A 14,893-nucleotide genomic window follows, 5' to 3' on the forward strand; every position below is an offset into this window, starting at 1 on the left:
CTGGCCGGCGGCGCACTCGGGCTTGAGCCGGCCGGTGGGGCGTGGAGCGCAGCGGGGTACGGAAGTCGAACGTTCCGTCGCCTCCGGTGCGGCCGTGTCCGACCAGCAGCCACGCCTCCCGCTCTCCGTCCGCACCCTCGCGGAACCGGGTGAGCGCCCGGTCGCCGTGCGACTTGTGTCCGGTCAGCCGGAAGGAGGCGTGGCCGGCGGCGAGGGCCCGGGCGAACGGGACCTCGTGGCCGTGCTCGTCGGTGCTGCGGTTCCGGTGGCTTCCCTCGGCCCAGACGATCACCGTGCCGGCGCCGTACTCGCCTTCGACGATGGTCCCCTCGAAGTCGCGGTACTCCAGGTGGTGGTCCTCGGTGGGCGTCGCCAGGCGCTTGTCGTGCGGATCGCCGGACGGGCCCTTGGGGACCGACCAGGACCTGAGCACGCCGTCTACCTCGATACGGAAGTAGAAGTGCGTGGTGGCGTCATGGATCCGCACCACGAAACCGGGCTCGCGGCCGGGTCCCGTGCCGCCCCCTCCCCCGGGCTCGCGGGTCCTGCGGGAGTCCCGTCTCCGTCGGTACTCCGTCGAAGTGTCCGGTCGGGACATCGTCGTTCCTCCTCCTCGGTCCCCGCGACTACCCCGCCGACCCGGTTCCGACACGCTCGGTGTGATGCCGATGATCCGGGCCGGCCGCCGCGACGGCCGGCCTCGGTGCGGAGGCGGTGCCGGCAGCGGCACGCCTCCGCACCGTCGGCGGACCTCGGGGGTGCTCGGTCGCGTGACGCGTGTGGTCAGTCGCGGTACGACCGCACCTGCCGGACCTCGGCGCTGTCCAGGCGGGCGGAGCCGCCTTCGGCGAAGAGCCGGATCCCGTCGCTGTCCGGGTCGGGGAAGATCTGGTCCGTGATCACGGCCTCGCCGTCGCCGCCGAACACCTCGACGGAGGACCAGTCGACCAGGATGCGGAGCTCGACCTTGCCGTTCCGGGCCGTGAGCGGTGCGCGCTGGACGCCGGGGAAGTCGTCCGAGAAGTCGACCGCACCCGATCGTGTCCGGTCGACGTACAGTTCCCGGGTCCCGGTGTCGTAGCCGATGACCGTCTCCTGTCCCTCGCCCGTGCGGACGGTGAACCCGAACCGCTCGGCGTCACCGGGAGAGAACGTGGCCCGGATGTCGAGCGCCTTGCCGTCGGCACGGCCGCCCGCCAGCGGTACGGAGCCTTCCGCGATCTTCACGTCGTGCACGCCGACCGCGGTCCCGGCGTACAGCGACTCCACCGTGGACACCGGCTGCTGCGTGAGCCTGAGCCGGCCGTTCACGGTGCGCAGCGCCATCTCGCGCGGGATGCTCTGCGCGCTGCGCCAGGGGGAGGTCGGAATGTCGTTGCCGTACTGCCAGTTGTTCATCCAGCCGATCATGCGGCGCTTTCCGTCCGGGGCGTCCTCCCAGGACACGGCCGCGTAGTAGTCCTTGCCGTGGTCGACCCAGGAGGCCCGCCGGACGCTCGGGATCGCGGGCCGGTCGGCGGCGACGAAGTGGTCGGCCAGGATGTGGCCCCAGCCGCCCCGGTTCATGTCGACGATCTGGACGACGGCCTGCTTGCCCCGGTGGGCGCGGAGGTCGAAGGACGCCCAGTCCAGACTGCCGCCGTTCCCGCCGGTCTCGCTCTGGACGACCTCGCCGTCGACGAGGAGGTTGACCGCCGTCTCGGTCGAGCGGGGGCGTGCCGGGGTGTCGGACAGCATGACCTGGTCGAGCAGGATGTGACCCCAGCCGCCGGTGTTCTGGTCGACGACCTCGATGCGCGCGGTCCGGCCGGCGAGGTCGCCGACGTCCCAGGAGGCCCAGTTGAGCTCTTCCGAGTCGGTGCCGGTGGCGCTGCGCACGGTCTTGCCGTCGACGACGAGCCGGACCGCGGTGGGCGTGTCGGTGCCCGAGGGGTGGTGACCCCCGCCGATGAGGAAGTTGATGTGCTTCGCGGTGAGGGTGAACTCGGGCGAGGTGAGGGTGCCCGTGGTCGCGTCGCCGTCGAGGAAGCTGTTCACCAGGCCGCCGCCGGCGTGGCCGGTCACCGGGTTCTGTCCGGGAAGCGTTCCGTGTGCGGGGCCGTTGCCGAAGGCGGTGCCCGTGGTGGTCCAGGAACCGTATCCGTCCTGCTCGAAGTCGGCGAGCACCTCTCCCGGGGGTGCGGGGGAGTCGCCCGTCACCGAGCCGGGGACGTGCGGGTGGCGGCCGCCGGCCACCTTGAAGTTGAGATAGGCGCTGTCGACGGTGAAGGGCGGTGAGGTGAGGGTGCCGGTTTCGACGTCGCCGCCGTGGAAGCTGTCGACGAACCCCCGGCCCTCGATCCCGCTCGTGCCCGACGTCCCGGGAGCGGGGGCGGGGACCGGTCCGTCGCCGAACGCGGTGCCGGTCGTCTGCCAGGTGCCGTAGTCGGCCCCCTCGAAGTCCTGCGTCACCACTCCGGGCGGAGGCGTGTAGGAGCCCTCGTCGTCGGGTGTGAACCGCTTGCCGTCGAAGTCGCCCACGAAGTACTGGGCGGCCGAACCACCGGCGATGCCGCCGGGGTTGATGTTGACGACGAGCACCCACTTGATGTGCCTGGGGTCGCCGTCGACGGGCAGCGGGAACAGGTCCGGGCATTCCCAGACGCCGCCCACCGCGTTCTGCGGGCCGAAGTCGCTCAGATGCGTCCAGCTCTTGAGGTCCTTGGAGGAGTAGAACCGGACCTTGTGCTCGGCGGACAGCGACACCGTCATCAGCCAGCTCTTGGTGGGCGCGTACCACTGGACCTTGGGGTCGCGGAATTCCTTCGACCCGATGTCCAGTACGGGGTTCCCTGCGTACTTGGTCCAGGTGCGGCCGCGGTCGGTGCTGTAGGCCAGGGACTGGGCCTGCTTGCCGCCGTCCTTGCGGTGGCTGGTGTAGACGGCCACCATCGCGGGGTTCTTCCTGGTCCCGAACCCCGTGGTGTTGTCGCGGTCGACGACGGCGCTGCCGGAGAAGACCATCTCCTCGTCGTCGTGCGGGATGGCGAGGGGGAGTTCCTGCCAGTGCACCAGATCCTTGCTGACGGCGTGGCCCCAGGACATGTCGCCCCAGGTGTCGCCGCTCGGGTTGTACTGGTAGAAGAGGTGGTACTCCCCCTGGTACCAGACAAGTCCGTTGGGGTCGTTCATCCAGTTCTTCGCGGGACTGAAGTGGAACTGGGGGCGGTACGTCTCCGTGTACGGCCGGCTGTCCTCCGCCGCCGCCTGCGGGGCGACGGAGGTGACGGTGAGCGCGCAGGTCGCCGCCGCGGCGGCGACGAGGCGCAGCGGGACACGACGGCGTGCGGGGGCTCGGCTCATGGTTTCTCCTGCACTGTGGACGGCGGCGTCGTGTCCGCGCCGGTCGCGGTGGTACGACGCATGGGGATTCGCAGTGCCGGGCGGTGGGGGCGACGACCCGGAAAACGGTGTGTCATCGATGACATGTGACAGCGATGACATCCGCTGGGCAGTGATGATGTGGGGGCTCCGGGCGGCGCGTCAATGGCCTGGGCCGAGTTCGTCCGGGCCGCCGGTTCAGCGGGCGGTGCGTCCGGCCGCGGGTTCCGGCAGCCGCAACTGGCCGGCCCACGGCGGGTTCGGCCCGACGACGCCGCAGGTCAGCGCCGCGACCCGGGAGGCGAAGGCGCAGGCGTCGAAGACGTCCTCGACCCGGAGGTCCGTCAGGCGCCCGCCGAGCAGCCCCTTGGCGCCGAGATGGTGCAGGAACCCCGCGGTGAAGGAGTCACCGGCTCCGACGGTGTCGACCACGTCCGTCGGGGGTGCCGGTACGACGACCCGCTCGCCGTCCAGCGAGGCGACCGCGCCGCGCTCCCCGCGGGTGACCACGACGAGCGGGACGCCTGCCGCGTGCCAGGCGTCACAGGCCCGCTCGATCGTGCAGCCGGGCAGCAGCAGTTCCAGGTCGTCCTCGCTCAGCCGGAGGATGTCCGCGAGCGCGCACCAGCGCGGCAGGCGTTCGCGGTAGACGTCCAGTCCCACGAGCAGCGGCCGGACGTTGGGGTCGACGGAGACCGTGGCCGTGGCGGAGGCGCGGGCGAGGAACTCCTCCACGACCGGGCCGCCGGGCTCGCGCACCAGGGCCAGGGAGCCCGAGTGCAGACAGGTGGTGGGGGCGAGGTCCGTCGCGGCGAGTTCGTCCGCCGTCCACTGCCAGTCCGCGGTGCCCTCGGCGTGGAAGGAGTACGCCGCCCGGCCCTGGGCGTCGAGCTCGGCGACGGCCAGGGTGCTGGGCTCGGTCGCCCGTACGGCGGCCGTGAGATCGACGCCCGAGGCCTCCAGGTGACCACGGAACAGGCGGCCGAAGACGTCGTCGGACAGTCGCGCCAGGAAGCGGGCGGGCGTGCCCAGCCGGGCGAGCGCCACGGCCGTGTTCGCCGGCCCGCCGCCCGGCAGGACCCGCAGGGCGAGCTCGCCCGGCACGGGTGCGGGGATGGTGAAGGTGTCCGCGACGCATTCTCCGAGGACGGTGACCAGAGGCAGGCGCATGGCTGTTTCTCTCCAGGTGGGCAGCACCGGAAGGCTGCGTTTGCTCGGGGCTTGAGGAAACTCACAGCGGGCGGTGCTCTCGATGTGAGGCGGTGCGGCCGGCGTTGCCGATTTGTGACGGCGCCAAGGCATTGACGTTTCCGGGTGACGGAGTTCATCATCCTCCGCAAGCGGTGTCAACGATGACATAGGTCAACGATGACACCGCCTCCGGCGCCTTCGGACAGCAACAGTCCCCTCGCGCCGTGGCTCTTCGGCCCACGCGGCCGTTCCGTCCTCGCCCAGCAGGAGATCAGTCATGCTTCGCAGAAACCGCACCCTCCGCGTCTCCATCGGATTCACCGCCCTCACGGCCGTCTCGGCGCTGGCCCTGACGGCCTGCGGCTCCGGTGCGCAGGGAGGATCCGGCGGTGGTGGCACCAAGGTCGGGCTGATCACCAAGACGGACACGAACCCGTTCTTCGTGAAGATGAAGGAGGGCGCCGAGCGGGCCGCGAAGGACAACGGCGTCGAACTCATCAGCGCGGCGGGCAAGTTCGACGGCGACAACGCGGGCCAGGTCACCGCCATCGAGAACATGGTCAACTCCGGGGTGAAGGGCATCCTCATCACGCCCAACGACTCCAAGGCCATCGTCCCCGCCCTCGAGAAGGCACGCGCCAAGGGCATCCTGGTCATCGCGCTCGACAGCCCCACCGAGCCGCAGGACGCCACCGACGCCCTCTTCGCCACCGACAACGTCAAGGCGGGCGAGCTCATCGGCCGGTACGCCAAGGCCGCCATGGCCGGCAAGCCGGCGAAGATCGCCACCTTGGACCTCGCCCCCGGCGTCGCGGTGGGCGTGCAGCGCCACCAGGGCTTCCTCAAGGGCTTCGGCATCGCGGAGGGCGACCCGTCGATCGTGTGCATGCAGGACACCGGCGGGGACCAGGCCAAGGGCCAGACGGCGATGGAGAACTGTCTCCAGAAGTCGCCGGACGTCAACGTCGTCTACACCATCAACGAGCCGGCCGCGCTGGGCGCCTACACCGCGCTCAAGGCGAAGGGCCTGGAGAAGAAGGTGCTGGTCGTCTCCGTCGACGGCGGCTGCACCGGCACGAGGGCCGTCAAGGAAGGCAAGATCGCGGCGACCTCGCAGCAGTACCCGCTCGACATGGCGTCCCGGGGTGTCGAGGCGGTCGCCGACTTCGCCGAGGGCGGCAAGAAGGCCTCCGGCTACACCGACACCGGCGTCACGCTCATCACCGACGCGGCCAAGCCGGGTGTCGACGCCGAGGACACCGCGTACGGCCTGGAGAAGTGCTGGGGCTGAGCCCGGCATTCCCCTGACGAACCCCGCCCCCGCCGACCACCGACCACCGGCAAGGAATCCGCATGTCCGCCACTCCCCTGCCCTACGACCAGCTGAAAGGACCGACCACGGTCCGCCGGCTGCTCGCCACCCCGACCACGGGCCCGCTCGTCGCCCTGCTGCTGGCCTGTGTGTTCTTCTCCCTGACGACCGAACAGTTCCTCTCCGGCGGCAACTTCTCGCTGATCGTCCAGCAGGTCATGGTCGTGGGCACGCTGGCCATCGGTCAGACCCTGATCATCCTCACCGCCGGCATCGACCTCTCCTGTGGTGCCGTCATGGCGTTCGGCAGCATCGTCATCGCCAAGACGGCCGCCGAGGGCGGCCTGCCGCCGCTCGCCGCGATCGCTCTCGGACTGGTCGTCAGCGCGGGCTTCGGCCTGGTCAACGGCCTGCTGGTGCAGCTGATCCCGCTCCCGCCGTTCATCGTCACCCTCGGCATGCTGAACGTGGCGTTCGCCCTGACCCACATCTACTCGGCCGAGCAGACGATCACCAACCTCCCGGCACCCCTGACCGCCCTCGGCGAGACCTTCCCGCTCGGCAACACCGACATCACCTACGGCTCGCTCGTCACGATCGCCCTGTTCCTGCTCTTCGCCTACGCGCTGAGCGGCACGTCCTGGGGCCGGCACGTGTACGCGCTCGGCAACAGCCCCGAGGCCGCCCGCCTCAACGGCATCCGCACCTCCCGGCTGACGGTCGGCCTCTACGCCCTGGCCGGAGCCGTCTACGGAATCGCCGCACTGCTCCTGATCTCCCGCACCGGCGTCGGCGACCCGCAGGCCGGCCAGACCGACAACCTGGACAGCATCACCGCCGTCGTCCTCGGCGGCACCAGCCTCTTCGGCGGGCGGGGCTCCGTCCTCGGCACCTTCATCGGCGTCCTCATCGTCGGTGTGTTCCGCAACGGCCTCCAGCTGATGGGCGTCGCCTCCATCTACCAGACCCTGATCACCGGCGTGCTGGTCATCCTGGCCGTCACCGTCGACCAGATCTCCCGGAGGAAGGCACGATGAGCACTTCCGATGTCACGCCCGTGCTCCAGGCCCGCGGCCTGGTCAAGCGGTACGGCCATGTCACCGCCATCGACGGCGCCGACTTCGACCTGCTGCCCGGCGAGGTCCTCGCCGTCATCGGCGACAACGGCGCCGGCAAGACGAGCCTGATCAAGGCCCTCACCGGTGCGCTCACCCCCGACGAGGGCGAGATCCGGCTGAACGGCGAACCCATCAGGTTCACCGGCCCGCAGAGCGCCCGGCAGCACGGCATCGAGACCGTCTACCAGGACCTGGCCGTCGCCGCCTCCATGGACATCGCCTCCAACATGTTCCTCGGGCGCGAGCTGCGGCGGCCGGGCTTCCTCGGCAGCGGGCTGCGCATGCTCGACAAGAAGCGCATGCGCCGGGAGGCAGCGGCGCACATGGCCGACCTCAAGATCGGACTGCGGTCGCTGACGCAGCCGGTGGAGACGCTCTCCGGCGGCCAGCGCCAGGCCGTGGCGGTCGCTCGGTCCGTCGCCTGGGCCAAGAGCGTCGTCGTGATGGACGAGCCCACCGCCGCACTGGGCGTCAAGGAGTCGGGCCAGGTCCTCGACCTCATCCGCCGGGTCCGCGACAAGGGCATGCCCGTGGTCCTGATCAGCCACAACATGCCGCACGTCTTCGAGATCGCCGACCGCATCCACATCCACCGGCTCGGCCGTCGCGAGGCGCTGATCAAGCCGTCCGACCATTCCATGGCGGAGGTCGTTGCGATCATGACGGGAGCGCTCCGGGTGAGCGACGATGGGGGTACCGTCGTTGCCGACGCGGATGCCGCCGAGGCGGCGGGCGTCTCCGCGCACTGAGTCGCCGCAGGGGCGGCGCCGCGCAGACCGCAGGGTCGCCGCACAGTCAGGACAGCGGGCCCGGCCCCGGGCAGGGGCCGGGCCCGACGAACGCACAGGAACGGTGGTACATGGCCGCGAACCGTCGCCCCACACTGGCCGATGTGGCCAGGGAAGTGGGCGTCAGCGCCAAGACGGTGTCCCGGGTGCTCAACGAGGACGGGCCGAGTTCCCCGGAGACCCGCGCGCGCGTGCTCGCCGCGGTCGCGAAGCTCGGGTTCCAGCCGAACCTGATGGCCCGCAACATCCGGGTCGGGGGCCCCGACACCACCGTCGGCCTGGTCGTGCCCGACCTCGGCAACCCCTTCTTCGGCACCGTCGCCGGCGGCGTGGAGGACCTCGTGCGCAGCCGGGGGCTCACCCTGCTCATGGGCTCGTCGGCCGAAGACCCCGACCGGGAAAGGGCGTTGATCCAGACCTTCCTCGCCCGGCGCGTCAGCATGCTGATGGTCGTCCCCGCCTTCGGGGCCGACCACGGCCATCTCAAGGCACCGCGCGCGGCCGGTCTGCCGGTGGTCTTCCTCGACCGGCCGGGCGTCGGGCTGTCCGCCGACTGCGTCGTCAGTTCCAACCGGACCGGCGTCCACGAGGGCGTCTCCCACCTCATCGCCCGCGGCCACCGCCGGATCGGCTTCATCGGAGACCTTCCCGCCAAGCTCTACACCCGGCGCGAGCGGCTCGCCGGCTACCGCTCCGCGCTCGCCGAGGCGGGCCTGCCCTATGACCAGACCCTGGTGACCGGCGCCCACAGCCAGGACGCGGCCGCCGCCGAGACCACCGCGCTGCTCGACCTGCCGCATCCCCCCACCGCGCTGTTCGCGGCGAACAACATCATGGCCCTCGGGGTCATCGCCCGGCTCACCCGCGCGGGGCGCAAGGACGTCGCCCTGGTCACCTTCGACGACCTCCCGCTCGCCGACGTCCTCGAACCGGCCCTGACCGTCGTGGCCCAGGACCCGGCGGCCATCGGCGAGGCGGCGGCCAGGACCGCCCTCGCCCGCCTGGACGGCGACCGCAGCCGCGCCCGGACCATCATGGTGCCCACCCGTCTGGTGGTCCGCGGCTCCAGCGAACCGCTGCCCCACGCCGCCGGACAGACACCGGCAGGAAGCTGAACGACACGCTCGCGGCCCCTGGGGCTCGCGGGCATGTGAGCGCGGCTTTCGCCCTTCCCCTCCCCGCCCTCGGAGGACGCCGTGGAGCGGCCGGCGCCGGCCGGGGCGGCCGAGCGCCCGGGGCCGTCCCTGGAGGAAACCTCCGAGTTCCTTCGCATGTCGCAGACCGGTGCCCGCCGGCGCCGGCCACTCGGCTCCCCGCACAGGGGCCGGCGCCCTGCGGGGCCGTCAGCGGCCCCTGCGACTGCCGTACCGGCTCGGCCCGGGCCGAGGGCCCCACTGCCCACCCGCCGAGACGGAGCGTCAGACCACGGCGAGCCGGTCCACCAGCAGTTCCACCCTCCGCTCGGTGTACTCCGGCGGCAGCCGCCGGGCCCGGGTCAGGGTGACCAGCCCGTGCAGGGCCGCCCAGAACGTCTCGGTGAACAGCCCCGGGTGGACGCCCTCCCCCGCGACCTCGCCGAGGCTTTCCAGCAGGGCGGCGAAGGCGTCCTTCAGCGGCTCCGGGGTGTCCTCCCGCGCGAACGCCAGGCCGCCGTCGAGCTGGAACATGGCGTCATAGACCGCCGGGTTCCGCTCGGCGAAGTCGAGGTAGGCGCGGGCGAGGGCGGCGACCCGGGCGCGAGGGCCGTCCGCGGCGGAGGTCGCGGCCCGCAGCGCCACGGCCATCTCGGCGGCGCCCTCGAGGGCGACGGCGCCGATGATCTCGCGCTTGCCGCGGAAGTGGCTGTAGAGGACGGGCTGGCTGTATTCGATGCGCTCGGCGAGCCGACGGGTGGTGACCGCGTCCCAGCCCTGCTGCTCGGCGAGTTCGCGGGCCGTCTCCACGATGAGGCGCTCTCGGTCCGCCCGTTCGCGCCGCTTGCGTTCCTGTACCGACATGACTCGATCCTAGCACCGCTAGACAATCGAGCGGCAGCAGTACTAGCATTGCCTCAACACCTAGCAGCGCTAGATCCCAGGAGGGGTCCTCATGCTCGACGCACTCCAGGTCTTCACCACCGTGATCGTCGGCCTGATGGTGGGGGTGGAGTTCTCCGTCGCCTTCGTCGTCAACCGGATACTCGACGCACTCCCCGAGGACAGCGGCCAGCTCGGCCGTGCCCACGGGGGGCGGATGCTGGGCGCCCTGATGCCGTTCTGGTACATCGGCTCGCTCGTCCTGAGCGCGGTCTGGGCCATCGCCGGATGGCACCACCCCGGCACCGGCCTCGTCGTCGTCGCCGCCGGACTGCTGATCGTGAGCGTGATCATGTCGGTCCTGCTGCTCGTCCCGATCAACAACCGGGGCAAGACGTGGACCCCCGAGAACCGGCCCGCCGACTGGAAGGAGCAGATGAACCGCTGGGACCGCTTCCACTACGTCCGCGTCGCGGTCATCATCGCCGCCTTCACCCTGCTGGTCGCCGCCCTCACCTGAGCCCGCCGGCCCACCCACCCGGTCACCGGCCGCACCCGCTCGGCCGTGCACCCGAAGTGCGGTCCCCCCGCAGGCGTCGCGGGAAGCCGCAGACGGCGGCGGCGAGGTCGAGGCAGGCCGGTCCGACGTCCCGTCCGACGCACTCGGACCGGCAGGGTCACACGAAGCGGCATCACCGGCGTTTCGGCCAACACCCCTTTCCTCCCGTCCTCTTGCCCGAGGCGGGTCGATGCATCCTCCATGCTCCGCCACGCGCCGAATCCCGGGGTTCCGAGGGAGACCGAAACACATGTGTTCGATATGCCGACGGTCTCGTTGAACCTCCTGACCACGTCGGACAACCGTCAGGGGGACCACGTTGACCTCGACCGCTTCCAACGAACAGCAGGGCACCACCGCGCCGGCTCCACCCCCACCGGCGGAGATCACGTACAGCGGGCAGTACTCCGTCAACCCGCTCGCCGAGGTCTCCTTCCGGCGGATGTGCGGACAGCTCCCGGCCGTCCTGGGCAGGATCGCCCGGCTGGCGTGGCGGACCGATCGGCGTGCCGTGCAATCGCTGCTCGTCTGCCAGGCCCTCACCGGGGTCTCGGCCGCCGTGGTGCTGGCCGCCACCGCACGCGCCATGCGGCCCGTCCTCGGCGACGGCTCCGCCGGTGACCGACTGCAGGGAGCCCTCCCGGCACTGCTGGTGGTCGCGCTCGCCGCCGCACTGGGCCGCGGTGCGGCGGCGGTGGCCACGTACGCGGAGCGGCGGATCACCCCGCGGCTGACGACGGAGACGGACAGCGCTCTGGTGGAGGCGGTGTGCCGGGTCGAAGCGTCCGCGTACGCGGAGGAGGGGTTCTCGGACCGGCAGGAGGCGGCCGAGATGGGGGTGATCCGCACGCACGTGATGGTCACCGACGCCCAGCGGTTCCTGTCCGCGCTGATCCGCATGGTCACCGCCGGCGGGGTGCTGTCGGTGCTGAACCCGCTGATGCTGCCGCTGCTCCTGCTCTCCGTGCTGCCGGCCGGTGTCGGCGCCGTCCTGAGCGCCCGGGTCGACTACGAGATCCACTACGCCAACGTGGCGGACCGCAATGTGAGGGGGATGATGCGCTGGTGGGCGACCACGTCGAAGTACGGCGACGAAGTCCGCGCCAACTCGATGACCGACTATCTGGCCTTCTGGTACCGGGCCCTGTCCGACCGGTGCGACCGCCGCACCCTGGCCGCCACCCCACGGACCCTGCGGATCGCTCTGCTGTCCGCGCTGGTCGGCGGTGTCTTCCTCGTCGCGACCTGGAGCGCCCTGGCGTGGCTGGTGATGTCCGGCCGGATCGCGCTCGCTGTCGCCGCGACGGCCGTCATCGCCGTCCAGACCACGCTCGCCGCACTGTCCCAGGTCGTCGTCCACGGGGCCGCGCTCTTCCACACCAGCCTGTACTTGAGCGACATGCAGTCCTTCCTCGACGACGCCGCCGCCCGTACGCCCCGGCGCGGGCCCCGCAGGCACTCCGCACCGACGGAGGAGATCCGAGTCGAGGAGGTCGTCTATCGGTACCCGGGCAAGGACAAGCCGGCGGTCGACGGGGTCTCCCTCGCTCTGAAGCGTGGCCAGATCCTCGCCGTCGTCGGCGCGAACGGCTCGGGGAAGTCCACCCTCACCCGACTGCTGACCGGGATCTACCTGCCCGACAAGGGGCGGGTCACGTGGAACGGCACCGACCTCGCCGAGGTGGACCCCGCCACGGTGTGGGCGGACACCGGTCTGGTGCCGCAGATCTTCGCGCAGTGGCCGCTGCGCGTCCGCGAGAACATCACGCTCGGTCAGCCTCGTACCCACGACGACGTCCCGGTCTGGGAGGCCGTCGACGCGGTCGGCCTTCGCGAGGCCGTCGAGGACCTTCCCGCCGGCCTGGACACCCTTCTGTCCCGCGATGTCTTCGGCGGCACAGAGCTCTCCGGCGGGCAGTGGCAGCGCATCGCGTGTTCCCGGGCCCTTTACCGGCGCCCGGGGTTGCTGATCCTCGACGAGCCCACCTCTCAGATGGATCCGCGCGGTGAACACCGGATCTTCGAGCAGATCAAGTCCATCGCCGCCGACCGCATCACGATCGTGGTCACCCACCGCCTGGAGAACACGCGGATCGCGGACCACATCGTCGTGATGGAGCACGGACGGATCACCGAACAGGGCCGGTACGACGACCTCGTCCACGGCGGCGGAACCTTCGCCGAGCTGCTCGAGCTCTCCCAGGACCGCTGACCGCTTCCGCCCCCGCCCGTCCGTGACGGGCGGGGGCGAGGAGGCCGTGCTTGCCTCCCTCGCCGCCGTCGGCGGCCACGCACTCCGCTCCCTGCCCGCCTCGCGCCCGAGCGTGAGACCCCCACGTGAAGGAGACCCGTCGTGAGCACCACGACCCCCCGAGACCGGATCTCCCTGGTGACGGTGATGCTCACCTCCGAGTTCGGCATCGTTCCGGCGTCACTGACTCCGGGCCCGTCCGGGACCGCGACCCGTAACTACGTGGCCACCACCGACGCGGGCACCGCCTGGTTCGTCAAGACCTACCCGGCCGGCACAGATCGAAGTACGGCCGAGAGCGCCGCCGCCCTGAGCGAGTACGCCCGGCTGTGCCGCGTACCCGTCGCCCGTGCCCGCTACACGGTCGACCACCGGCGACTGGTCGCCTCCGCCGGGGAGGTGACCATGTCGGTGACCCGATACCTGCACGACACGGTCACCGCCGACGGCCGGCTCACCGGACGTCGATGGGAGGCCGTAGGGGAGGCGATCGGCCGCCTGCACCATGGCCTGGCCCGCCACCGGTCCGGGCCGCCCCGGCTCGAGGCACGCGACAGGGCGGTCGACCCCGTGCGCAGCCGGTCCCGGCTCGAAGGCCTCGTTCACCGCTACGCGGCGGATCCTCCTCGTACGGACTTCGAGCGATGGGCGCTGGAGACGGCACGCGAGCGGCTGGCCGGGCTGCCGACGGTGGAGCGGCTGCTGGAGAAGGCTCCGGAGCGGACGACCTCGCAGCTGGTCCACGGGGACCTGTCCGGTCCGAACGTCCTCCTGCGTGGAGACGACGTAGCGGCGGTGATCGACTTCGCCGCGCCGGGGCGGCGCAGCCTCATGTGGGAGCTCGGCCGGCTGGCACTCGACCCGCGTACCGTCCTCGCCCGACCGGACTGGCCCGAGGGGCTGGGGCGCCTCGTCGCCGCCTACCACCGGCGCCATCCGGCGGTGCCGGTGGAGGAGTTGGTGAGCGTGGTACGGCTGACCGCCGCGTACCTGGGGTGCACCGTGTATCCGCTCAACGCGGTCGTGGACGGTCTCGGGCCCGTCACCGAGTCGCTGGAGGCGTACGCCCGAGACCGGGTCGAGGCCGCCGTCGCCCTGCGCGAGCGGCTGGACGAGGCGGAGGAGGTGCTGAGGGACCGCCTCCAATAGCCGTCTCCGCCGAGCCGCATCGACCGAGCCGCATCAGCCGGCTCCGACACTGCCGCACGACGCGACTCCTCGGCGGCCTCGTCTCGCTCCCGTCCTCAAGACCACCATGGTGAGGTTCTGACGTGCCCCACGTCTCCTCCCGCGTTCTCCCGCTTCTCGCGTCCGTCCCGAGCTTGGTGAGGTACTGGCATGCACCCGTCCCGTGACCACCTGCGATCCGCGATCGGCGAGTACCTCGCCCGCCGAAGCCTGGAGCAGCTCCCGTACCTGACCGTGTTCCCCTCCACCCGGCGGGTCCTCCGACGGCACGCCACCGAGCACCCCGCCGGCGACGTCGGCGGCCGGCCGGCGAAAGCCGTGACGTACACGGAGACGGGGTGCTCCCGGTGACCGGTTTCTCTGCCGTCGGCGCCGCCTACGCCGAGCATTCCGACAGCGCCCGGGGCCGACTGCGACACGACCTCGTCGAGCGCCGCCTGCGCGCCGAACTGCCGGCGTCGCCCGTACGGATCCTGGACGTGGGCTGCGGGACCGGCGAGATGACGGTCCGGCTCGCCACCGCCGGGCACCGGGTGACCGGCGTCGACCCGGACCGCCGCATGCTGGCCATCGTCGCGGCCCGGCTCACGGCCCGGCCTGAACTCCGCGAGCGCGTGGAACTGTTCGAGGCCGGGATCCACAGCCTCCCCTTCGGTCATGAGGGGTTCGGCGCGGTCTGCTGCCACGGCGTGCTGATGTACCTGGACGAACCCGGTGAGGCGCTCGCCCGGCTGGCCGAACAGGTGGCACCCGGGGGCCTGCTGAGCATCCTCGCCAAGAACCGCCGGGCCATCGGGGTACGCGAGGCGCTGGCCGGTGACTACGGGAGTGCGCGCCGGCTCATCGAGTCCGAAACGGACAGAAGCGTCGGCAACCTCGGCCTGGAGACCCGCGCCGACACCGCCGAAGCCCTCGACCGGCTGGCGGCCGGGCACGGGCTCACCCCTCTGGCCTGGCAGGGCGTACGGATCTTCCACGACCACCTCGACGACACCTGGGCCCCGGAAAGGGCCGCGTACGAGGCGGCTCTGGAGCTGGAATGGGCCGCCTCCTGGCGCAGCCCCCACCGGGACATCGGTCATCTCGTGCACACCCTCGCCCGTCGACCGGA

General features: G+C 71.5%; 12 protein-coding genes and 1 pseudogene. 9 read left to right on the plus strand and 4 right to left on the minus strand.

Annotated elements, in window-relative coordinates:
- Positions 1 to 7: 7 nt before the first annotated feature.
- The 3 genes and pseudogenes from K7G60_RS30390 to K7G60_RS30400 form a co-directional block, all read right to left on the minus strand.
- A pseudogene (locus K7G60_RS30390) lies at positions 8 to 598 on the minus strand (DNA polymerase ligase N-terminal domain-containing protein); the annotation flags it as partial.
- 185 nt (positions 599 to 783) lie between these two features.
- Positions 784 to 3,342, minus strand: a complete 2,559-nt coding sequence (locus K7G60_RS30395; RefSeq protein ID WP_225804186.1) for a glycoside hydrolase family 32 protein — start codon at positions 3,340 to 3,342, stop codon at positions 784 to 786.
- Positions 3,343 to 3,558: 216 nt separating this feature from the next.
- Positions 3,559 to 4,530: a carbohydrate kinase gene (locus K7G60_RS30400; RefSeq protein ID WP_225804187.1), complete on the minus strand. Its 972-nt coding sequence runs from the start codon at positions 4,528 to 4,530 to the stop codon at positions 3,559 to 3,561.
- 298 nt (positions 4,531 to 4,828) lie between these two features.
- Here K7G60_RS30400 and K7G60_RS30405 point away from each other — a divergent pair, with 298 nt between their 5' ends.
- The 4 genes from K7G60_RS30405 to K7G60_RS30420 all read left to right on the plus strand — a co-directional run bounded on the left by K7G60_RS30405 (position 4,829) and on the right by K7G60_RS30420 (position 8,884).
- Positions 4,829 to 5,842, plus strand: a complete 1,014-nt coding sequence (locus K7G60_RS30405; RefSeq protein WP_225804188.1) for a sugar ABC transporter substrate-binding protein — start codon at positions 4,829 to 4,831, stop codon at positions 5,840 to 5,842.
- A 62-nt stretch (positions 5,843 to 5,904) separates the two neighbouring features.
- Entirely contained in the window at positions 5,905 to 6,900 is a 996-nt protein-coding gene (locus K7G60_RS30410) for an ABC transporter permease (protein ID WP_225804189.1), read from the plus strand.
- A complete protein-coding gene (locus tag K7G60_RS30415; protein ID WP_225804190.1) occupies positions 6,897 to 7,730 on the plus strand; it encodes an ATP-binding cassette domain-containing protein in 834 nt (277 codons plus the stop codon). The genes K7G60_RS30410 and K7G60_RS30415 overlap by 4 nt, the downstream gene beginning before the upstream one ends.
- Positions 7,731 to 7,840: 110 nt before the next feature.
- Positions 7,841 to 8,884, plus strand: a complete 1,044-nt coding sequence (locus tag K7G60_RS30420) for a LacI family DNA-binding transcriptional regulator (RefSeq protein WP_225804191.1) — start codon at positions 7,841 to 7,843, stop codon at positions 8,882 to 8,884.
- A gap of 303 nt (positions 8,885 to 9,187) precedes the next feature.
- Here the strand turns inward: K7G60_RS30420 and K7G60_RS30425 are convergent, their stop codons facing one another.
- Complete coding sequence (locus K7G60_RS30425; protein WP_225804192.1) at positions 9,188 to 9,766, minus strand: TetR/AcrR family transcriptional regulator; 579 nt, start codon at positions 9,764 to 9,766, stop codon at positions 9,188 to 9,190.
- Between the two features lie 91 nt (positions 9,767 to 9,857).
- Here K7G60_RS30425 and K7G60_RS30430 point away from each other — a divergent pair, with 91 nt between their 5' ends.
- The 5 genes from K7G60_RS30430 to K7G60_RS30450 form a co-directional block, all read left to right on the plus strand.
- Entirely contained in the window at positions 9,858 to 10,304 is a 447-nt protein-coding gene (locus K7G60_RS30430; protein WP_225804193.1) for a DUF1772 domain-containing protein, read from the plus strand.
- A 358-nt stretch (positions 10,305 to 10,662) separates the two neighbouring features.
- Positions 10,663 to 12,555 (plus strand): ATP-binding cassette domain-containing protein, encoded by a 1,893-nt coding sequence (locus tag K7G60_RS30435; protein ID WP_225804194.1) that lies wholly within the window; start codon positions 10,663 to 10,665, stop codon positions 12,553 to 12,555.
- Positions 12,556 to 12,696: 141 nt separating this feature from the next.
- The gene (locus tag K7G60_RS30440; RefSeq protein ID WP_225804195.1) at positions 12,697 to 13,743 is read left to right on the plus strand and encodes a phosphotransferase enzyme family protein; all 1,047 of its coding nucleotides are present in this window, start codon (positions 12,697 to 12,699) and stop codon (positions 13,741 to 13,743) included.
- 189 nt (positions 13,744 to 13,932) lie between these two features.
- Positions 13,933 to 14,133: a hypothetical protein gene (locus K7G60_RS30445; RefSeq protein WP_225804196.1), complete on the plus strand. Its 201-nt coding sequence runs from the start codon at positions 13,933 to 13,935 to the stop codon at positions 14,131 to 14,133.
- A partial coding sequence (locus tag K7G60_RS30450; protein ID WP_225804197.1) for a class I SAM-dependent methyltransferase occupies positions 14,130 to 14,893 on the plus strand: 764 nt, incomplete at its 3' end. The genes K7G60_RS30445 and K7G60_RS30450, both read left to right, overlap by 4 nt.

Origin of the sequence: Streptomyces sp. NK15101 (assembly GCF_020400725.1) — a bacterium.
GTDB lineage: Bacteria > Actinomycetota > Actinomycetes > Streptomycetales > Streptomycetaceae > Streptomyces.

Excerpts from the sequence above, each read along its gene's own strand:
- K7G60_RS30405 (WP_225804188.1), top strand. The coding sequence starts at position 4,829 with ATGCTTCGCAGAAACCGCACCCTCCGCGTCTCCATCGGATTCACCGCC.
- K7G60_RS30395 (WP_225804186.1), bottom strand. The coding sequence starts at position 3,342 with ATGAGCCGAGCCCCCGCACGCCGTCGTGTCCCGCTGCGCCTCGTCGCC.
- K7G60_RS30445 (WP_225804196.1), top strand. The coding sequence starts at position 13,933 with ATGCACCCGTCCCGTGACCACCTGCGATCCGCGATCGGCGAGTACCTC.
- K7G60_RS30400 (WP_225804187.1), bottom strand. The coding sequence starts at position 4,530 with ATGCGCCTGCCTCTGGTCACCGTCCTCGGAGAATGCGTCGCGGACACC.
- K7G60_RS30410 (WP_225804189.1), top strand. The coding sequence starts at position 5,905 with ATGTCCGCCACTCCCCTGCCCTACGACCAGCTGAAAGGACCGACCACG.
- K7G60_RS30420 (WP_225804191.1), top strand. The coding sequence starts at position 7,841 with ATGGCCGCGAACCGTCGCCCCACACTGGCCGATGTGGCCAGGGAAGTG.
- K7G60_RS30415 (WP_225804190.1), top strand. The coding sequence starts at position 6,897 with ATGAGCACTTCCGATGTCACGCCCGTGCTCCAGGCCCGCGGCCTGGTC.
- K7G60_RS30425 (WP_225804192.1), bottom strand. The coding sequence starts at position 9,766 with ATGTCGGTACAGGAACGCAAGCGGCGCGAACGGGCGGACCGAGAGCGC.
- K7G60_RS30430 (WP_225804193.1), top strand. The coding sequence starts at position 9,858 with ATGCTCGACGCACTCCAGGTCTTCACCACCGTGATCGTCGGCCTGATG.